Genomic DNA, 20,879 nt, shown 5'->3' on the forward strand with positions numbered 1-20,879 from the left:
TTGCTCAAAGATAACAGAAATATAATTCGTATTTTTGGAGTTCAAAAAAAATTCATTTATCTGATGAAAAAAATTCAAATGGTTGACTTGCAAGGTCAATATGCAAAAATAAAACCTCAAGTAAATAAAGCTTTCGAAAGCATTTTAGACACCGCTTATTATATCGGAGGCCCGGAAGTTAAAGGCTTTGGAAGTGATTTAGAAAATTATTTAGATGTAAAACACGTAATACCCTGCGCTAACGGAACCGACGCGTTGCAAATTGCAATGATGGGCTTAGGTTTAGAGCAAGGTGATGAAGTTATTACTGCTGATTTTACTTTTGCAGCAACTGTAGAAGTAATTGCTTTACTAAAATTAACGCCTGTTTTAGTTGATGTTGAACCAGATACATTTAATATTGATATTGAAGCTTTAAAAGAAGCTATTACACCAAAAACCAAAGCGATTGTTCCCGTTCATTTATTTGGTCAATGTGCCAATATGGAAGCAATTATGAAAGTTGCGAAAGAACATAACTTATTTGTTATTGAAGACAATGCACAAGCAATTGGTGCAGATTACACTTTTTCTGACGGAACAAAAAAGAAATCAGGAACGATTGGAAATGTAGGAACAACTTCATTTTTTCCGTCTAAAAACTTAGGTTGTTATGGTGATGGTGGCGCAATTTTCACCAATGATGATGATTTAGCACATACCATTAGAGGAATTGTAAATCACGGAATGTACAAACGTTACTACCACGATGTTGTAGGTGTAAATTCTCGTTTAGATAGTTTACAAGCTGCGGTTTTACAAATAAAACTACCTTTATTAGATGGTTTTTGTGATGCTCGTAGAGAAGCCGCAATGAATTATACAGAAGCTTTTTCAAGTAATCCTAATATTATTACTCCTGCAATTAGTGTTTTTTCTACACATGTTTTTCATCAATATACTTTAAGAATTACGAATGGAAAACGAGATGAGTTACATCAACATTTATTAGACAACAATATTCCGAATGCAATTTATTACCCCGTTCCTTTGCATGCCCAAAAAGCATATAAAGATGAGCGTTACAACGAAGGTGATTTTAAAATTACCAATCAGTTAATTGACGAAGTAATTTCACTACCAATGCATACCGAGTTAGACGAAGATCAATTAGCTTTTATTACCAAAACAATTTTAGAATTTGTGCAATAATAAATAGTTATGAATCAAAAAATTAAAACACTTAAAATAATTCACCTAGCTTTAATAGCAGGTGTAACTCTGGCTTATTTTTTAATCGGTGATTTTAAAAATATTTTGAATTTAGAAATAGACAATGCATCCCTTGTTTATTCTTTTATTCCTGCGGTAGCCTATGTCTTGAGTAATTTTGTTTTCAAAAACACTTTAAACAAAATAAAAGAAGGTGATAGTGACGATGAAAAATTTGCTATTTATCAAACCGCTTCAATTATTAAGTGGGCAATATTAGAAGGCGCTTGTTTTTTAATTCTCTTTTTAAAACCAGACTTTCTTCTTTTCGGTGTTATTCTTTTATTCTATATGATTCTTTTAGCCCCTAAAGACGATAAAATATTTCAACTTTTAGGAATAAGGAATTCAAATCTATAAATATGAAAAAAATAGTAGTAACCGGTGGCTTAGGTTTTATAGGTTCACACACTGTAGTTGAGTTACAAAACAAAGGTTTTGAAGTTCTTATTATTGATGATTTATCAAATTCTAAAATAGAAGTTTTAGATAAGATAACTTCTATCACAGGAATAAAACCAGCTTTTCATCAACTAGATTTACGTATAAAATCTAATGTTATAAATTTCTTTAAAAACAATACAGTTGACGGAATTATACATTTCGCAGCCTTTAAAGCTGTTGGAGAAAGTGTTACAAATCCGCTAGATTATTACGAAAATAACATTGGAAGCTTAGTATATTTATTACAAGAAATACGAAACAGAAAAATTGATAATTTTATCTTTAGCTCATCATGTACAGTATATGGTCAAGCAGATGAATTACCAATTACAGAAAATGCACCAACAAAACCAGCAGAGTCTCCTTACGGAAACACCAAACAAATTGGCGAAGAAATTATAAAAGAAAGTTGTAACGCTCATAATTTAAACGCAATAGCATTACGCTATTTTAACCCTGTAGGAGCTCACGATAGTATTAAAATTGGCGAATTACCACTAGGAGTTCCACAAAATTTAATTCCGTTTGTAACTCAAACAGCAGCAGGAATAAGAGAACAACTTTCTGTTTTTGGTAACGATTATAATACTCACGACGGAACTGCTATTCGTGATTATATTCACGTTGTTGATTTAGCAAAAGCACATATTGCAGCCTTAAATCGTTTATTAGAAAAAAAGAACACTACTAATTTTGAGTTTTACAATGTAGGTACAGGAACAGGGAGTTCTGTTTTAGATGTCATCAATTCTTTTGAAAAAGTAACAGGCAAAAAATTAAATTATAAAATTGTAGATCGTCGCGCTGGTGACATTACTGCCGCTTACGCTGACACTACGATAGCTAATAAAGAATTAAACTGGAAAACAGAAAGAAGTTTAGAAGACGCTTTGCTCTCTGCTTGGAAATGGCAAGAAAGTCAGAAATAAACTTTACAAAAAAATCCCGCTAAAATTTAGCGGGATTTTAATTTTATACTAAAAATACTTCTAAGCCTCAATACTAGCACCACTCGCTGCTACACTTCTATCAATCTTACGCATTAACCCTTGTAAAACTTTACCTGGCCCAACCTCAATAAATTCAGTTCCACCATCAGCAATCATTGCTTGAATACACTGCGTCCATTTTACAGGAGCTGTTAATTGTGCTATTAAATTTTCTTTAATTTCATCGGGACTTGTAACAGCTTTTGCAACTACATTTTGGTATACTGGGCATGTTGGCTCACTAAACGTAGTTTCTGCTATTGCTTTTGCTAACTCCTCACGAGCCGGCTCCATCATTGGTGAGTGAAACGCGCCTCCAACAGGTAAAACCAATGCTCTACGTGCTCCTTTTTCAGTTAATACTTCACAAGCCTTTTCAATAGCCTCAATTTCTCCTGAAATTACTAATTGCCCTGGGCAGTTATAATTTGCAGCAACTACTACGCCGTTTATTTCAGCGCATGTATCTTCCACTATTTTATCTTCTAAACCTAAAACCGCTGCCATTGTAGACGACTTAATTTCACAAGCCTTTTGCATTGCCAAAGCTCTCTTTGAAACCAATGTTAATCCGTCTTCAAAAGACAAAACTCCGTTTGCAACCAAAGCCGACAATTCTCCTAATGAATGTCCCGCAACCATTTCAGGTTTAAAATCATCACCCAATACTTTTGCTAAAATTACTGAATGTAAAAATATTGCTGGCTGCGTTACTTTTGTTTCTTTTAATGCTTCTGACGTACCTTCAAACATTATATCTGTAATACTAAAACCTAATATTTCATTTGCTTTCTCAAAAAGTTCTTGAGCTAAAGGTGATTTTTCATATAAATCTAATCCCATTCCTGTAAACTGCGCTCCCTGACCTGGAAAAATATATGCTTTCATGCTAAATTATTTAATTGTTAATTTGTTTAACGATGTAATATGTTGCGAAAATAATCATTTTTATTAGAAGCTCTTTCCTGCTTTTCGCTATATCTTTTTTGCTGCTGCCCTTACAATCTTTATGTCGTAACTAATTATCGTAATAGCATATTCCTTTGTTAAAAAGCTTATTTATAACAAAAAAGGATGCCGCTACAATCAGGGCTAAGTCTATCTTCCAAAATCAGGTAAAACCTAAAAATATCGTACAATCCTTATATGTAGCACAAACTACATTGTTTATAGGCAACTCTATTTTACAGATTGGCTGCTGGAATTTAGAAAAATTCGACTTAAAAGTTGACGATAAAACACCTATTTTTACCTTTTAAACAAAATTTATGACTACTAAGTTTTTTTATCACATCTTCAAAAACCAATTTTCTTTATCAGATCAAACAGCAATCTATCTTAATTTGATAGTAAACCTACTTGTAATTGCTTTTTTAGGATATCTATTTTTTAAAACATTTCGTTATTTTGGTAGTAACTTTATAAAGAAAGTAGCTGCAAAAACAAAAACCGACTTTGATGATTTACTAATTAAGAACCGCGTATTTTTAAATATCTCGAGAATTGTAATCTTTGTAATTCTTTACGCGCTCTTATCTTTAATTTTAATAGATTTTCCTGAGTTTTTAAAATACGCAGATCGAATTATTAATATTGCTATTTTATTTTCAATCATCTGGTTTATTAAAAGTATTCTATTAACCATAAAAGATTTCTTAAGAAACTTCACTGCTTTTAAAGACAAACCTTTAGACAGTTATGTGCAAACTTTTATGATGATTTTGTGGATTATTAGCTTTATAATTTCATTCTCAATACTTACCGGTAAGCCACTTATCAGATTTCTTACAGCTTTGGGAGCTTTTTCTGCCGTGTTACTTCTTATTTTTAAAGACACCATATTAGGTTTTGTTGCTAGTATTCAAATATCTGTAAACGATACGGTACGTTTAAATGATTGGATTACGATGGATAAATACAATGCCGATGGAAACATAACTGCAATTAATTTAGCCTCGGTAATTGTAAAAAACTTCGACAATACAGTAACTAGCATTCCTACTTATTCATTGATTTCCGATTCCTTTAAAAATTGGAGGGCCATGGATAATTCTGGCGGACGTAGAATAAAACGATCAATCTTAATTAAAATAAATAGTATTGACTTTTTAACAGATAAAGATATTGAGCATTATAAAAAAATAGCGTTACTTACCGATTATGTTACAAATGCTTACAACGATGTAAAACAGCATAATTCAGAACACAATATTGATAAATCGCTTTTAATTAACGGAAGAAATTTGACTAATTTTGGATTGTTTAGAAAATATTTAGATGAATATTTAAAACAACATCCTAAAATAAATCAAGAGTTATTGTTTATGTCTCGCCAATTACAACCAACTGCAAACGGAATTCCTTTAGAAGTGTATGCTTTTTGCAAAAACAAATCTTGGTTGGCATACGAAAAAGACATGGCTGATATTTTTGATCATATTTTAGCGAGCATAAAATATTTTAACTTAGAGGTTTTCGAAAACCCTACTGGAACAGATATTTTAACCATTAAAAAATAAGCATTGACAACGATAAAATCAACCTCTTTATGGCGATTAGCTATCCAAAAATTTAAGCAAAGTAAAATTGGTGTTTTTAGCTTTTTGTTTATCGTTTTTTGTGGTTTAACAGCTGTTTTTTGTTATACCATTGCTCCAGACAATACCAATTCTGCTAATCAAATGCATTTAGAAATTCATTCTAAATCACCAGGATTTTCTGTGATGATGCTTAGTATTCCGTCAAAATCCACAGCACATCAATCTTGGTTTTCTGTTTTTATGGATGGAAAACAAAATTCGCCTACCGAAATACCTATAAAATCATATAAAATAATCGATAGTCAATTAGAGGTTTTAAAATATTCAGATGGGCTGGCAAAGACCTATTCACTATCATTATTTAAAAATCAACCTACAGCATATATTCAACAAAAAACTTTTTGGTTTGGAACCGATAAATATGGGCGCGATTTATTAAGTAGGTTATTAATCGGAGCCAGAATTTCATTTTTTATCGGGTTTATAGCTGTGTTTATTTCGCTATTAATCGGAATTCCGATTGGAGCAATCGCGGGTTATTTTGGTGGAAAGGTTGATAATTTTATTATGTGGATTATTAATATCACCTGGTCTATACCTACGTTATTATTAGTAATCGCCATCACTTTAGCATTAGGAAAAGGCTTTTGGCAAGTGTTTATAGCTGTTGGTTTAACCATGTGGGTAGAAGTTGCTCGTGTGGTACGCGGGCAGGTAATTACCACCAAACAGCAACAATATGTTGAAGCAGCAAAAGCGTTAGGTTTTTCTGATTTCAGAATTATTTTTAAACATATTTTACCGAATATTTTGGCACCTATAATTGTAATATCTGCAGCTAATTTTGCTGCAGCAATTTTAATAGAAAGTGGCTTGAGCTTTTTAGGAATCGGCGCGCAACCTCCTACTCCGTCTTGGGGCGCAATGATTAAAAATCATTATAACTATATTATTTTAGGAAAACCATTTTTAGCAATAATTCCTGGCTTGGCAATTATGAGTTTAGTTATGGTTTTTATGTTGATTGGAAATACGCTTCGTGATGCTTTAGATGTTAAATCTTAACTCCTTTTCTACACCTTTTTATATCCTTTAAAAATCGAATACTTATTTATAGTAATTTCATAGATACTAAAACTTTTAAATTTACCTTATTTTTATTAACTCTAAATAAAAATAATTTATATTTTTGCACTCAAAATAATCCAAATGAAATTATATAAAATTATATTTATAGCACTTTTCTCAATATTTAGTGCGTATTCACAGAGTATATTAACCGGAACTATTACAGACAAACATGGAGAGAAAATAGTAGGAAGCTCTATTTTTATAAAAAAAATAGAGAGAGGAACAACAACAGACTTTAATGGTAAATACGAACTTAAAAAATTAAAAAAAGATACTTATCTAGTTACTTTTCAATACTTAGGATATAAAAAACAGGTTAAAAAAATAAACATCAACACTAATATTACTACTTTAAATATAATTTTAGAGGAGGACTTAAGTCAATTAGATGAAGTTGTTATTTCTGCAGGAAGAACTTCTGAAAAAATATCAGAGGTACCTGCTTCTATAACAATCGTAGGAACAAAGCAGTTAGAGAAATTAGGAACTACAACAACTAATATTAATGATATTTTAGAATTTTCTGTTCCAGGATTAGCCTCTAGCACAGGAACCTATTCTAATTGGGGACAAACACTTCGTGGTAGACAGTTATTGGTAATGGTAGACGGTATACCACAATCTACTCCTTTACGAAATGCTAAAGTGGGTTTAAAATCTTTAAATCCAAATGATATTTCTAGAGTTGAAGTTATAAAAGGAGCTACTGCTATTTATGGTAATGGTGGAGATGGTGGTATCGTAAACTATATTACTAAAAAACCAAATAAATATAAAAAAATAAGTGGTAGAACTAACTTATGGCAAACAACAAATTTAAAAAGAGTTAAAGATGCTTTAGGCTGGGGAGTATACCAATCTTTTTCAGGTGTTGTTAATGATTTTTCATACTATGCTTCTGGAAGTTTTGAACAAACTGGTAATAAATACGATGCTAATGGAGAAGTATTGCTACCAACATATGGCTTAGATAATACAAAAATATTTAGTGGTTTATTAAAATTAGGGTATCAACTTAATGACAATCAAAAGTTAAGCTTAATGGTCAATCGTTATCAAACTCGTCAAAACTCTCCTTTTATTCCTACATTAGGATCAATATCTGTATTAAATGAATTTGGAGATTATATAATTACTCCAGGAACAGGAGTATTACCAACTGCTACTAATCCTTTATTAGGGAGCGCTACAGGAGTAACAACCACAAATGCACAATTAAAGCACGAATTATCTGATATTTTTAACGGTACAACAAGTTTAGATACTGATTTATTTTATCAGAAAAGTAAAAACATATTTTTCTATTCTGATAAATTTGTTGATGGTGGACAATCTGTAGTAAATTCTGAAAAATTAGGACTTAGACCAAATTTCCACACTATTTTAAACACTAATTCACCAGTGAACATGTCTTTTACCTATGGTATTGATATTTTAAAAGATAAGACTAACCAAGGCTTATTAGATGGACGCTTATGGGTTCCTAATTTAGATTTATTTAGTTATGCCCCATACTTACAAGCTAAGTTAAAATATAATCAGGATTGGGTTTTTAAGGCTGGTTTACGTTACGATGCAATGAATCTTAAAATTAAAAACTTTACAACACTACCTTATTCGTCTCTCTCTGATGGTAATTTTACAGCTCCTATTGATGTTATTGGTGGTGATTTAGATTTTAAAAACACCTCAATAAACCTAGGTCTTAGGTATATTAAAAATGATGAATTTATACCTTATATAAGTTATTCTCAAGGCTTCTCTTTACCAGATCTAGGTAGAACATTAAGAACTGCAAAAGCAGATAACGTAAATGATTTAGATATAAACGCAATCAAAACAAACAATTACGAATTTGGGTTTTCATCAAAATTTAAGCATATTCGTTTTGAAGCTGTAGGTTTTTATAGCACTTCAAATTATGGATTAGGGCTTGTTTTTAATGACGATATAAATAGGTTTGAACAATCTAAAAATCCACAAAAAATATATGGAGCTGAAATATCTACTGATTTTACTTTTTTAGAAGATAAACTACAATTTGGTGGTTCATATTCTATTGTTGAAGGATTAAAACATACACCAGAAAACCCTAATAATTTAAGCTACATTGGTGGTGATGTTGTTTCTCCTCCTAAAACTACAGCTTATATTAATATTCAACCAATTAAAAACTTAACCTCCTCATTACGCTTAATCTATACGGGTAATCGTAATCGCTTTAATCCTAAAGAGAATGCAGGAGTATACTCTTACAATTACAGAGAAGTACCAGTAAAAGAATATACAATGCTTAATTTTTCTAGTACATATGCTATAAAGCCTAATGTAAAATTATCGGTTGCTGTAAACAACCTATTAAATAAATTCTATTTACCTGCCAGAGCTCAATGGGCAGCTCCACTTAAAAACCAAACTACTGCTGGGGAAGGTATAAATGCAAAAATTGGTGTAGTTTATGATTTTTAAAAATTATAAATCAAAATAAATTAATAGTTTTAATATAAAAAAAAGCGAATGATTTTCATTCGCTTTTTTTTCGAGTAACGTAGCTAATGAAACCTTATAAAATAATTAAAAAACTTCATTTATGGCTTGGTTTAACAGTTGGAGCCATTGTTTCTTTTTCTGGAGTTACAGGTTCTTTATATATTTGGCAACCAGAAATTTCTGCTTATTTAACAAATAAAGAATTAAAAGCACATAGCCCTAGTAAAACAACTTATAACAAAATTATTGGTACCGTTATAAAGTTAAAAGAAACACATAATGATTCTATAAAAAAAATACAACTTCCGCATCGAAAAAGTGAATATATTATGTTAACTTTTTTAAATAATAAAACTTATTATTATCACCCCAAAAATGGCACTAATTTAGGATCTAATTTAAAAACAAACTCTTTTTTTAAAACACTATTACAACTTCATAGAAACCTATGCTTAAAAACTTATGGTAGCTATATTATAGGAATTTCCTCTCTCTTATTTTGTTTTTCTTTACTAATTTCTGGTTTTTTATTATGGCATAGAAGTTATAAAAAAAGGTGGAGAAAAGGTTTTACAATAACATGGTTTACCTCTAAAAAGAGGTTTAATTATAACTTACATAAAATAGCTGGTATCTATTTTATGATTCCTTTATTAATTATCTCTTTTTCAGGAGCATATTTTACTTTTCCGAAAGAATACAAAAAAGTGTTTTCTATATTACCTAATTATAAAACAAAAAGTTCTCTTTCCGTAAAAACAATTAAAATAGGTGATTTTTTTTCTCTTAAAAAACAAACAAAAAAATTACTTCCAAAATATAAACTTTGGTCAATTCATTTTCCTACAAAAAAAAATGAGGGCTATAGGTTTAGATTCATCAACTCTCTTATAATTGAAGGTGGACTTAGAAAAACGACAGATATTTTTACCGACAAAAATCTTGCTATAAGAAAAGTAAGCTCTTTCGAAAACAATACCTTCGCTTTAAAAACAACTGCACAAATGTATCCAATTCATATTGGTGAATCGTTAGGGTTACTTCATCGGATTTTAATTTTTATTAGCGGATTTATTCCATTGAGTCTATACATAACAGGAATCCGTTTTTACTTATTCAAAAAAAGCTAATAAATAACCAGTAAATCATTTTTAAAACGACATTATAAATTATGATGTATTTTAGCTAAAAATTTTATAAATGAGTTTTAGTGTAGATTTTAAAACAAGATGGTCAGATTTTGATGCCAATATACATATGCGACACACAGCATACAACGATTATGCTGCAGAGGTAAGATTGCGTTTTTTTAAAGAACATAATATTACGATTCAGGATTTTACAAAAGAAAAAACAGGTCCGATTTTATTTGAGGAAAACACCAAGTTTTTACGTGAGGTTCATATGGGAACCGATATTTCGGTAAACCTAAAGGTAATTGGATTATCAAACAAAGGGGAACGTTGGAAAATTCAACATGAAGTTTTTAATGAAGCAGGGAAATTATCGGCAGTAATTACCGTGTACGGAGCTTGGTTAGATTTGGTAAAGAGAAAACTATCGGTGCCTCCAACCAAATTTCAAACAATTTTTGAACAAGTAGAAAAAACGGATGATTTTAAGGAGATTCTGCTAAAAAATTAATTACGCTATCCGTAATAACTTGATTTCGTCAATCTGAACTTGTTTCAGATTCTCATAACAAATGACTAACTTTCTCTTAAAATGAGATTCCGAAGTAAATTCGGAATGACGTAAAAGAAGGCTCAAACAAAAAAGTATTTAATTAATGAGTAACGCTAAAAAAATACAATTAGTTATTGCAATTATTGTTTTAATTGTTGGCTATTATTTAAAACCTCAAGAAAATACTATTGATTTTCCTGCGGATATTGTAATTGAAGATGCAAATGGTTTTAATTATTTACCAAGCTCAACAACGGGTGTTATTATAAAACACGATGGGTATCAATTGTCTTACAATGAGGAACACGAACAAGCGGAATGGGTTGCTTACTCACTAAGTAAAAGCGATATTGTTTATAATAATTTTAAGCGTCCTTATTTTATTAACGACCCAAAAGTAAAAACAAAGTCTGCCAATTGGAGAAGTTACAAAAAATCTGGTTATGATAGAGGTCATTTATGTCCTGCTGGAGATAAGAGATATTCTAAAGAAGCACATGATGAAACTTTTTACACGTCTAACATTACACCACAAAAGCATGATTTTAATGCTGGTATTTGGAATAAATTAGAGCAAAAAACTCGTTATTGGGCTAAAAAACACAATCAATTATATATTGTTACTGGGGGAGTTTTAAAACCAAACTTAAAAACCATTGGAAAAGACAAGGTTAGTGTACCTAATCAGTTTTATAAAATAATATTAGACTATACACAACCTGAAATAAAGGCTATTGCTTTTTTATTTCCTCATGAAGAGAGTAAAAAACCTTTATATGAATTTGTAGTTTCTATTGATGCCTTAGAAGAAAAAACAGGAATTGATTTTTTTCCTGAATTACCAAATGCTATCGAAACAAAACTAGAAGCTTCTAGTAATTATAAAAACTGGAGTTTTAGGTAATTGAATATAACTTTTTAAACAACAAAAAAGCTTCTCGTAAATGAGAAGCTTTTTTTTATCTGTACGGGCAAAGAGACTCGAACTCTCACACCTTGCGGCACCAGATCCTAAGTCTGGCGTGTCTACCAATTCCACCACACCCGCATACATATTGAATTGTGGCTGCAAATATAAACAATACTTGTAAACTACAAAGGAGAAGCATATATTTTTTATTATTTTTGATGCTCATTAATATACAACACATGAAAAACGTACAAGAATATATTGCCCAACATAAAGATAGATTTATAAACGAGCTTATCGAACTATTAAAAATACCTTCAGTAAGTGCAGATCCTGCCTTTAGCAAAGATGTTTTAAATACTGCCGATGCTGTTAAAAATAGTTTAGAAAAAGCGGGATGCGACAAAGTAGAAATCTGTGAGACTCCTGGCTATCCTATTATTTATGGTGAAAAAATAATTGACCCAAATTTACCAACTGTTTTGGTATATGGTCATTACGATGTACAACCTGCCGACCCTATTGAGTTATGGACCTCGCCTCCTTTTGAGCCTGTAATTAAAAAAACAGACATTCACCCTGAAGGTGCCATTTTTGCACGTGGTGCTTGTGATGATAAAGGGCAAATGTATATGCATGTAAAAGCTATGGAGTATATGACATCTACAGGAAATTTACCTTGTAATGTTAAATTTATGATTGAAGGTGAAGAAGAAGTTGGATCTGAAAGTTTAAGTTGGTTTGTTCCTCGAAACAGAGAAAAATTAGCCAATGATGTTATTTTAATTTCTGATACAGGAATGATTGCAAACGACATTCCGTCTATTACAACAGGCTTACGTGGTTTAAGTTATGTTGAAGTTGAAGTTACTGGACCAAACAGAGATTTACATTCTGGTTTATACGGTGGTGCAGTTGCAAACCCTATTAACGTATTAACAAAAATGATTGCTTCATTACATGATGAAAATAATCATATTACCATTCCTGGTTTTTACGACAACGTTGAAGAATTATCGTTAGAAGAAAGAGCTGAAATGGCAAAAGCACCATTTTCTTTAGAAAACTATGAAAAAGCATTAGCTATTAATTCAGTTTATGGTGAAGAAGGCTATACCACTAACGAACGTAATTCTATCAGACCAACGTTAGATGTAAACGGAATTTGGGGTGGTTATACTGGCGAAGGCGCTAAAACTGTAATTGCCTCTAAAGCAAATGCAAAAATTTCTATGCGTTTGGTACCTAATCAAGATTGGAATGATATTACTGAGCTATTTAAAAACCACTTCGAAAGCATTGCTCCAAAAGGTGTTACCGTAAAGGTAACTCCACACCACGGTGGCCAAGGCTATGTAACACCAATAGATAACATAGGATACAAAGCGGCTAGTAAAGCATACCAAGATACTTTTGGTAAAACACCAATTCCACAAAGAAGTGGAGGAAGTATTCCTATTGTTGCCTTATTTGAAAAAGAATTAGAAAGTAAAATTATTTTAATGGGCTTTGGGTTAGATTCTGACGCTATTCACTCACCAAACGAACATTTTGGAGTTTGGAATTACTTGAAAGGAATTGAAACAATTCCTCATTTTTATAAATATTTTACTGAAATGTCTAAATAAGAAAAAATGAAAGCATTTATTAACAAAATAGTACTTAACCTATTCTTAGCAACACTTCTTATTGGATGCTCTAAAACTGAAAGCAAAAAACAACTTACTGCCGATCAGTACAAAACAGCCGCTAGCCATATGAACAGAAGTTTATATGGTTTAGTGTACAATAAAGTTTCTGGAAGTACATTTAGTGCGCAAAACCACCTAGTGTATTCTACTACAAATAAAAGTGGAAAAAAATTTATTTTAGTTGATGTTAACGCTAAAACTAAAATAGCCGCTTTTGATCACAGTAAACTTGCTGAAAGTTTATCAAAAGAATTAAATGAAGAGGTCGACAAAAATAAGTTACCTATTTATAACGTTTCTTTACCTGAAGATGTAAAAACACTAAACTTTACTTTAAAGAGACAAAAGTATTCTTGTAATTTAGACGACTATTCTATTTCAAAAATCACTTCTGAAAGAAAAAGAGCTAGTAGAACAGAACATGTTTCACCAAATGGAAAATTGGCAGCATATATAGATAGCTACAATCTTTGGATTAAAGATTTAGACACTGGCAAAAAAACACAACTTACTTTTGATGGTGAAAAAGATTATGGATATGCAACTAACAATGCAGGATGGATTAAAAGTGATGGAGCCGTTTTAAAATGGTCTCCAAACTCTGATAAAATAGCTACTTTTCAACAAGATTCAAGAGAAGTTGGAATGATGTACTTAACCTCTACAAATGTTGGTCATCCTAAACTTGAAGCATGGAAACATCCACTACCTGGCGATAAAACTATTTTTACAATAGAACGTGTAATTATTCATTTAGGAGCAAAACCTAAAACTGTACGTTTAAAAATGAATAAAGATTTTCAAAGAGGAACTACTACAGATCATATTGCCGGATGGGATAATGAATTGTTAGATGCTCAGTGGAAAAAAGACGGTTCGCAGTTTGCTTTTGTTTCTGGTTCTAGAGATCATAAAATAGCACATTTACAAATAGCTAATTCAAACACAGGTGAAGTTACATCTATACATAAAGAAGAAGTAGCAACCTTTTACGAATCTGGTGTAAATGCTGAAAACTGGAAAGTTTTATTTGATTCAAATGAATTTATTTGGTACTCAGAAAAAAGTAATTGGGGACATCTTTATTTATATGATATAACTACAAAACAATTAAAAAACCAAATTACTACTGGAAATTGGATTGTAAAACAAGTTAAAAATATAGATTCAAAAAGCAAGAAAATCTATTTCTTAGCAGCTGGAAAAGAAGAAGGAAATCCGTATCATGATTATTACTACAGTGTTAATTTTGATGGTTCTGAGCTGACAAACATAACTCCCGAAAAAGGAACACATACTGTTAAGTTTTCTGATGATTACTCTTATTTTGTAGATACGTATTCATCAACCACCAACCCTCCTATTTCAGTTTTAAGAAATAATAAAGGAGAAAAAGTTCTAGATTTAGAAACTGCGGATATCACTGCTTTAAAAGAAAAAAATTGGCAACAACCAATAGAATTCTCAGTAAAAGCACGTGATAATAAAACAGCTATTTATGGTATTATGTGTATTCCTAGTCATTATGACGAACGCAAAAAATACCCAGTATTAAATTATATTTATCCTGGTCCACAATCTGGTAGTGTTGGTAATTATAAGTTTAAACCTGTTTGGAGAGATTTTCAAGCAATGGCAGAATTAGGTTTTGTAGTTGTAGCTGTTGATGCAATGGGAACTCCAATGCGATCTAAATCATTTCATGATGCGTATTATGGTAACATGGGAGATAATGGTTTACCTGATAATATTACAGCAATAAAACAGTTAGCTCAAAAATACAAAGGAATGGATATTGAACGTGTAGGTATTTGGGGACACTCTGGTGGAGGATTCGCTTCAACACGTGCTGTTTTTGCATATCCTGATTTTTATGATGTAGCAGTTTCTGGTGCAGGTAATCATGATAATAGAAATTACGAAGCTGATTGGGGTGAAAAGTGGCAAGGACTCTTAGAAAACGGAAAAATGGAAGAGAAAGGAGACGGAACCACAAATTACGACAATCAAGCAAATCAATTAATAGCTCAGGATTTAAAAGGGAAACTACTAATAACACACGGAAGTATGGATAACAATGTTCCACCTTCTAACACGATGTTGGTTGTTGAAGCTTTAATTAAAGCTAATAAAGATTTTGATATGATTTTACTTCCTAACAAAAGACATGGTTATGGAAATATGACAAAATACATGACCCGAAAAAAATGGGATTATTTTGTAACTCATTTACGAAATGAAATACCGCCTAAAGAATTTAACCTTTCAGATCTTTAATAAAAAAAACGCTCATTTTGAGCGTTTTTTTTATTTCTAAGAAATGCTTTCTTAATGAAAAACATCTCTACATTTGTAGAATTAAAATATTTACTCTATGTTTGTAGAGCAACAAAATTCAATTACCATGCAATTATCAAAAACCGAAGAACAAGTAATGCAATTATTATGGAAGCTAGAAAAAGCTTTTATGAAAGATTTATTAGCCGAGTTCCCAGAACCTAAGCCAGCAACAACAACGGTAGCTACTTTATTAAAAAGGATGAACGATAAAGGATTTATTGCATATAATTTATTCGGAAAGTCAAGAGAATATTTTCCATTAGTAAAAAAGTCTGATTATTTCTCGAAACATGTAAACGGGTTGATAAAAAATTTCTTTAATGATTCTGCAAGTCAGTTTGCTTCTTTCTTTACCAAAGAAACTGATTTATCAGTTTCTGAATTAGAAAATTTAAAAAAAATTATTGATAATCAAATTAAAAAGCAACAATAATGATTAGTTATTTCATAAAATCTGGAATTTGCTTAACGCTACTGCTACTTTTTTATCATTTAGTGTTAGAGCGTGAAAAAATGCACAAATTCAATCGTTTTTATTTATTAGGTAGTGTGTTATTTTCATTTTTAGCGCCATTATTTATAATTTACACCAAAGCACCTATTGAAATTATAGATACTGTACAAGTAATGGTAAACAATACTTATATTTTCGAAACGACAGAAGCTATTGAAACCCCAACAAATTATTGGAATTACTTTGTATATCTATCTGCTTTTATATCAAGTATGTTATTAGTTCGTTTTACCAGAAATATTCTTTCTATTTCTCAAAAAACAAGGAAAAGTACTGCCATAAAGTATAAAAAATCTACACTTATTTTAGTTGACGATGCTATTAGTCCGCATACATTTTGGAATTATATTTTTATCAATAAAACAGCATATGAATCACAGAAAATTGAAGAAGAATTATTTACGCACGAACTTACACACGCTACACAAAAACACACTTTTGATGTGTTACTTATTGAGGTTTTAAAAATCATTTTTTGGTTTAATCCTATTTTTTACTTCTTAAAAAAGACAATACAATTAAATCACGAGTTTTTAGCAGACTCAAAAGTGATTTCTAATCATAAAAATATTTCTAAGTATCAACATTTATTATTGAATAAAACTGCTTGGAACAACGAATATTACTTGGCCAGTAATTTGAATTATTTATTAACTAAAAAAAGATTACTAATGATGACAAAACAAAGTTCACCAACCAAAATCTTGCTTAAAAAACTGGCAATAATACCGGTTATGGTAGGATTCGTATTCTTGTTTGCTGAAAGAGTGGAAGCAGAAACAAAAACCAATGATTATTTAGATTCTGAAATAATAACAAAACGAACAACTAAGATAAATTTTCTTCCTCCAACCCCTTCTTTATCCGAAGACATAAATAAAAAATTTAAAGATATTAATTCTTTAAAATTAAGTATTATAAATCAAGACACATTAACTAAAAAGCTTCCAAATGGAGAAGAAATAAAAATTTGGGAAGATAAAGTTGGAGATTACCTTAAACTGTATAAAACATATGAAATATTAAGAAATCTAAAACCTCATTTTATAAAAAGTTCAAGAAAAAGACAAAGTGAAATACAGAATTTATTTTCTGAACTAGGTAGTATATATTTTAAACTTTCAAGTCTAGATAAAAAGAAAGTTAAAAAACCTATTTTTCCTCAACACCCTTATATTAGGTTAAAGAAAAACAATAAAGTTTTTTATAAATTAAAAAATGAATTAACAACAGAAGATAAATTATTACTACCACCTCCGCCTCCTATTCCTAACGCGAGTAAAGAAGAAATTTTAAAAGCAAAAAAAGCCTATAATGCATGGAAAGTAAGAACCGGAAATATTCCACCGCCGCCGCAAAAACCTTCAACCGCAAAAATCGTCAAAAAGGGTGAAAAATCTAATATTCCTCCTCCATCTTCTTCAAGTAACCAAAAAAATGATAGAAAAACTGGTTGGGGAAAACAAGTTGATAAGAACGGAAAAGAGAAAGAAATTAGAGAAGGTAACACAAAAATTACAGGAAGTAGTACGAGTAAAAACGGTATTGAAAAAGGCTGGAAACAAGTAGGTGATAAAACCTTATACTATGTAAAAGAAAATGGAAAAACTCTATACTTTAACCGTTATGGAAAATCTGTCAATAGCAAAGGAAAAGAGATAAAACAAACAATCAACATTGATAAAATAAAAAACTTAAGTAATAGAGAAATCTCTGAATTAAAATACGAAACAAATAATAAAAACGTAACTTATTATTTAAATAAAAAAAAAATAAGTAAAAAAGAGATATATAAACTTGATCCAAAACAAATTGATAAAATGAGTGTCAAAAAAAATAAAGATGGCTCAGGATCAATTTACGTGACTACTAAAAACTAAGGAAACTATCATAGTTTATGTTAAAAGCCTCTTAATTGAGGCTTTTTTTGTAACATTTTTAAAATAATATCGTTCTTATGGTATAAGCTTATTTTATGTTAAAACAATTTTTTCTTATTTGTTCGGGAGTAGATTTAAAATTAATTAAAGACTGCTCTAATGGAGAACAAAATAAATATGCAGGTATTGGTGCTACTGTTTTTTTTACAGCATTGATGGCAACCATTGCTTGTAGCTATGCTTTATTTACAGTTTTCGACAACTTATATTCAGCTATCTTTTTTGGATTTGTTTGGGGATTGTTAATATTTAATTTAGATCGTTTTATTGTTTCAACTATCAAAAAAAGAGAATCAAAACGTCAAGAAATAGCACAGGTAATTCCGCGTTTACTTTTAGCTTTTATTATTGCTGTGGTAATTTCAAAACCACTAGAATTAAAGATTTTTGAAAAAGAAATTAATCAGGTTTTATTAACTGAGAAAAATAAAATGACTTTAGCAAATAAAACCCAAATTGCACAACAATTTACACCCCAAATAAACAGTCTTAATTCTGAAATTAACGTTTTAAAAAATGAAATTCTTACAAAAGAAACCGAAACCAATGCACTATACGAAACTTATATTGCAGAAGCTGAAGGCACAAAAGGAACGAAACGCTTAGGAAAAGGGCCTGTTTATAAAGAAAAACGAACAAAACACGATGCCTCTTTAACTGAACTACAATTATTAAAAGAGAACAATAAACAACAAATTAAAGCGAAAGAATTAGCGATTGTAAACTTACAAGAAAAACAACTGTTAACTGAAGAAAAAACACAACCCATAATTTCTAATTTCGATGGATTAATGGCGCGTATTGAGGCATTAAACACATTGCCTTGGCTACCTTCATTCTTTATTTTTTTATTGTTTTTAGCGATTGAAACGGCACCTATTTTTTCGAAACTTATCAGCCCTAAAGGAGAATATGATTTTAAACTCGAAAATGAAGAATCAAAAATTAAAACATGGATTCAACAACAAGTGCATCAACGAGAGGCTATTTTAAAAACAGATATTGAAATCAATAACAAAATATATTCCAATTTAAAAACTGAAGAAGAATTGTATAATTACAAACAAAAAATGGCTCGAAATCTGATGAAACTACAAGCCGATACTTTTTATAAAAACCAACAAGATATTTTATAAAACTATTGCATTAGAATTCTTAACTTTTCCGATAGCAAAAGTACTGTGAGTACTTGTTATGTGTTTTAATGTAGTTAATTTATTTACCATAAAATCACGATACTCATCCATATCTTTTACATAAATTTTTAAAATATAATCATAATCTCCACTTACGTGAAAACACTCGGTTACTTCCGCTAATTTTGTAATTTCTTTTTCAAAAACTACAATATGTTCTTTAGTGTGTTTTTCTAATTTTAAATGACAAAATACTAAAAACGATTTTTCTATCTTATTTTTATCTAACAACGCCACATAATTGGTAATTACGCCTGTTTTTTCTAGCTTTTTAACGCGTTCGTAAACAGCAGTTACAGATAGGTTTAAATGTAACGAAAGTTGCTTACTAGTTTGTTTGCTGTCTTTTTGTAGTAATCCTAAAAGTTTTTTATCAATTGCATCTAATTTCATCTGAAAAATTTACATCAATTTAATCGAAAAATCGACTAAATAATTATTTTAAAACTAAAATAATCAAAATATAAAGAATAATAATCTGTTTTTTATTTTAAATATTGATTTACAATCTTAATTAGTAGTGATTTGCAGTAATACAAACAGTTAAAACTTATGCTATGGATTTTAAACCTGCTGATAACATTCAAGACCTACAATATTTTGGAGAATTTGGGGGAATAAACCCTTCTATTTCTGATTCTTCTACTTATACATTTCTAGAAGCAAAAACTATGCTCGATACTTTTGAAGGCAATACTGATGGATGCTACTTATATTCCCGTCATACTTCACCTTCAAATTTATACATAAGTGAAGCTTTGGCTGCTATGGAAGGAACGGAAACTGCCAATGTAGCTGGTTCGGGAATGGGAGCGATTACTCCTACCATTTTACAAATTTGCGGCGCTGGAGATCATATTGTTTCAAGCCGAACTATTTACGGCGGAACGTACGCATTTTTAAAGAATTTTACACCACGGATGAATATTAAAACTTCATTTATCGATATTACAGATTTAGCAATGGTAGAAGCCGCCATTACCGAAAAAACAAAAATGATTTATTGTGAATCTGTAAGCAATCCTTTATTAGAGGTTGCTGATATTAAAAAATTATCCGCTTTAGCGAAAAAACACCATTTAAAATTAATTATCGATAATACTTTTTCGCCTTTATCACTTTCACCTGCGCAATTAGGAGCCGATGTGGTAATACATAGTTTAACAAAATTCATTAACGGATCTTCCGATACCATGGGTGGCGTTGTTTGTGCTTCAGCAGATTTTATTAATTCGCAAAAAAGTGTAATTGATGGCGCAAGTATGTTACTTGGTTCTTCGATGGATTCGTTACGTTCCTCATCAATTTTAAAAAACATGAGAACCTTACATATTAGAATGAAACAACACAGTAAGAATGCTTTATTTTTAGCTGAAAAATTTGAGGCTGATGGGTTAAAAACTGTGTATCCGGGTTTAAAATCACATCCGTCACACGAAGTTTTTAAATCGATGATGAATGCCGAATACGGCTTTGGTGGAATGCTAACTATTGATACTGGATCATTAGAAAAAGCAAATAATTTAATGGAATTAATGCAAGAAAAAAACGTTGGTTACTTAGCTGTTAGTTTAGGGTTTTATAAAACACTTTTTTCTGCTCCCGGAACCTCAACATCATCTGAAATACCTGAAAACGAACAAAAAGAAATGGGTTTATCTGATGGTTTAATTCGGTTTTCTATCGGATTGGATAATGATATTGAACGCACGTATCAAATCATTAAAAATTGTATGTTAAAAACAGCTATTTTATAA

At 30.6% G+C, this 20,879-nt stretch carries 17 protein-coding genes and 1 tRNA gene; 15 read left to right on the plus strand and 3 right to left on the minus strand.

Annotated elements, in window-relative coordinates:
- The first annotated feature begins 63 nt into the window (after positions 1-63).
- The 3 genes from N2251_RS12005 to galE are packed head-to-tail and all read left to right on the plus strand — an operon-like array spanning position 64 to position 2,624.
- Entirely contained in the window at positions 64-1,191 is a 1,128-nt protein-coding gene (locus N2251_RS12005) for a DegT/DnrJ/EryC1/StrS family aminotransferase (RefSeq protein WP_260586965.1), read from the plus strand.
- Between the two features lie 9 nt (positions 1,192-1,200).
- Positions 1,201-1,611 (plus strand): MFS transporter, encoded by a 411-nt coding sequence (locus N2251_RS12010; protein WP_260586967.1) that lies wholly within the window; start codon positions 1,201-1,203, stop codon positions 1,609-1,611.
- A 2-nt stretch (positions 1,612-1,613) separates the two neighbouring features.
- Entirely contained in the window at positions 1,614-2,624 is a 1,011-nt protein-coding gene (galE, locus tag N2251_RS12015) for a UDP-glucose 4-epimerase GalE (protein ID WP_260586968.1), read from the plus strand.
- A gap of 60 nt (positions 2,625-2,684) precedes the next feature.
- Here the strand turns inward: galE and fabD are convergent, their stop codons facing one another.
- On the minus strand, positions 2,685-3,572 hold the full coding sequence (gene fabD, locus N2251_RS12020) for an ACP S-malonyltransferase (RefSeq protein WP_260586969.1): 888 nt from the start codon (positions 3,570-3,572) through the stop codon (positions 2,685-2,687).
- 380 nt (positions 3,573-3,952) lie between these two features.
- On the opposite strand from fabD, the gene N2251_RS12025 reads away from it, so the two are divergent.
- From N2251_RS12025 to N2251_RS12050, 6 genes are all read left to right on the plus strand, one after another.
- Positions 3,953-5,203 carry a mechanosensitive ion channel family protein gene (locus tag N2251_RS12025; protein WP_260586970.1) on the plus strand — a complete coding sequence of 417 codons (1,251 nt, stop codon included), beginning with the start codon at positions 3,953-3,955 and terminating at the stop codon, positions 5,201-5,203.
- 3 nt (positions 5,204-5,206) lie between these two features.
- Positions 5,207-6,289 (plus strand): ABC transporter permease, encoded by a 1,083-nt coding sequence (locus tag N2251_RS12030; protein ID WP_260586971.1) that lies wholly within the window; start codon positions 5,207-5,209, stop codon positions 6,287-6,289.
- Between the two features lie 144 nt (positions 6,290-6,433).
- Positions 6,434-8,824, plus strand: coding sequence for a TonB-dependent receptor (locus N2251_RS12035; protein ID WP_260586972.1), 2,391 nt, complete (start codon positions 6,434-6,436; stop codon positions 8,822-8,824).
- Between the two features lie 86 nt (positions 8,825-8,910).
- Positions 8,911-9,975 (plus strand): PepSY-associated TM helix domain-containing protein, encoded by a 1,065-nt coding sequence (locus tag N2251_RS12040; protein WP_260586973.1) that lies wholly within the window; start codon positions 8,911-8,913, stop codon positions 9,973-9,975.
- A 70-nt stretch (positions 9,976-10,045) separates the two neighbouring features.
- On the plus strand, positions 10,046-10,489 hold the full coding sequence (locus N2251_RS12045; protein WP_260586974.1) for an acyl-CoA thioesterase: 444 nt from the start codon (positions 10,046-10,048) through the stop codon (positions 10,487-10,489).
- 145 nt (positions 10,490-10,634) lie between these two features.
- Complete coding sequence (locus N2251_RS12050) at positions 10,635-11,435, plus strand: DNA/RNA non-specific endonuclease (protein WP_260586975.1); 801 nt, start codon at positions 10,635-10,637, stop codon at positions 11,433-11,435.
- A 62-nt stretch (positions 11,436-11,497) separates the two neighbouring features.
- Here N2251_RS12050 and N2251_RS12055 read toward each other — a convergent pair.
- Positions 11,498-11,579, minus strand: a tRNA-Leu gene (locus N2251_RS12055).
- A gap of 101 nt (positions 11,580-11,680) precedes the next feature.
- On the opposite strand from N2251_RS12055, the gene N2251_RS12060 reads away from it, so the two are divergent.
- The 5 genes from N2251_RS12060 to N2251_RS12080 all read left to right on the plus strand — a co-directional run bounded on the left by N2251_RS12060 (position 11,681) and on the right by N2251_RS12080 (position 19,062).
- Positions 11,681-13,069: a dipeptidase gene (locus tag N2251_RS12060; RefSeq protein WP_260586976.1), complete on the plus strand. Its 1,389-nt coding sequence runs from the start codon at positions 11,681-11,683 to the stop codon at positions 13,067-13,069.
- Between the two features lie 6 nt (positions 13,070-13,075).
- Positions 13,076-15,409 (plus strand): S9 family peptidase, encoded by a 2,334-nt coding sequence (locus N2251_RS12065; protein ID WP_260586978.1) that lies wholly within the window; start codon positions 13,076-13,078, stop codon positions 15,407-15,409.
- Positions 15,410-15,536: 127 nt separating this feature from the next.
- Entirely contained in the window at positions 15,537-15,905 is a 369-nt protein-coding gene (locus tag N2251_RS12070; protein ID WP_260587355.1) for a BlaI/MecI/CopY family transcriptional regulator, read from the plus strand.
- Entirely contained in the window at positions 15,905-17,866 is a 1,962-nt protein-coding gene (locus N2251_RS12075) for a M56 family metallopeptidase (protein ID WP_260586980.1), read from the plus strand. The genes N2251_RS12070 and N2251_RS12075 overlap by 1 nt, the downstream gene beginning before the upstream one ends.
- Positions 17,867-17,961: 95 nt before the next feature.
- On the plus strand, positions 17,962-19,062 hold the full coding sequence (locus N2251_RS12080) for a DUF4407 domain-containing protein (protein ID WP_260586981.1): 1,101 nt from the start codon (positions 17,962-17,964) through the stop codon (positions 19,060-19,062).
- On the opposite strand, the gene N2251_RS12085 is transcribed toward N2251_RS12080, so the two are convergent.
- Positions 19,057-19,515, minus strand: a complete 459-nt coding sequence (locus N2251_RS12085) for an Lrp/AsnC family transcriptional regulator (RefSeq protein ID WP_260586983.1) — start codon at positions 19,513-19,515, stop codon at positions 19,057-19,059. The two genes, N2251_RS12080 and N2251_RS12085, sit on opposite strands and share 6 nt — an antisense overlap.
- Positions 19,516-19,679: 164 nt before the next feature.
- On the opposite strand from N2251_RS12085, the gene N2251_RS12090 reads away from it, so the two are divergent.
- Positions 19,680-20,879, plus strand: coding sequence for an aminotransferase class I/II-fold pyridoxal phosphate-dependent enzyme (locus tag N2251_RS12090; RefSeq protein ID WP_260586984.1), 1,200 nt, complete (start codon positions 19,680-19,682; stop codon positions 20,877-20,879).

Source organism: Tenacibaculum haliotis, from assembly GCF_025215075.1.
Taxonomy (GTDB): Bacteria; Bacteroidota; Bacteroidia; order Flavobacteriales; family Flavobacteriaceae; genus Polaribacter; species Polaribacter haliotis_B.